This window comes from Pseudomonas sp. P1_F7 (genome assembly GCF_056405655.1).
The window spans coordinates 1-749 of record NZ_JBFUBR010000069.1 but is presented as its reverse complement, the minus strand read 5'-3'; the positions used below and the strand labels follow the sequence as shown (position 1 = coordinate 749).

The following is a 749-nucleotide window of genomic DNA, read 5'->3' as shown; positions in this document are numbered from 1 at the left end:
AACGTCACCGACACCATCGATACCACTACCGTGAAACTGACCGCCACCGGCTCGGCCGCGGAAGGCGGAACCGTTGTCTACACCGCCACCGTTGGTGCCGCTGTGACTGGCTCGCCAGTAACTGTGACCTTGGCCAACGGCCAGAGCATCACCATCGACGTCGGTCACACCACTGGCACCGTGTCCACCACCGCGCCGAACGACGTGTTGACTGGCCACGCGCCGCTGACCAACTCGATCACCGACATCAGCGGCGGCAATTACGAGAACCTGGTCGCCGACAAGACCCCGGTCAGCACCACTGTGACCGACACCGTCGACACSACCAACCTCAGCCTGAGCGCYACAAGYTCGGTCGCCGARGGCGGYTCGATCGTCTACACCGCCACCCTGACCAACGCCGCCGGTTCGCCAGTGACCGTGACCCTGTCGAACGGCGCCGTGATCACCATCGATGCCGGTAAAACCACCGGCACCGCGACCGTTGCCGCGCCGTCCGACGACGTCTACAAAGACGCCGGCACCGTTCAGGCCACGATCAGCAACGCCACCGGCGGCAACTTCGAGAACCTGGTGCCAAGCAACGTGCCGGCCGTGACCAACGTCACCGACACCATCGATACCACTACCGTGAAACTGACCGCCACCGGCTCGGCCGCGGAAGGCGGAACCGTTGTCTACACCGCCACCGTTGGTGCCGCTGTGACTGGCTCGCCAGTAACTGTGACCTTGGCCAACGGCCAGAGCAT

The 749-nt window shown here is 64.4% G+C and carries 1 protein-coding gene; it reads left to right on the top strand.

Features of this window, described 5'->3' with window-relative positions; all coding sequences use genetic code 11:
- A partial coding sequence (locus tag AC1D1M_RS31410; RefSeq protein ID WP_477778691.1) for an immunoglobulin-like domain-containing protein occupies positions 1-749 on the top strand: 749 nt, incomplete at both ends.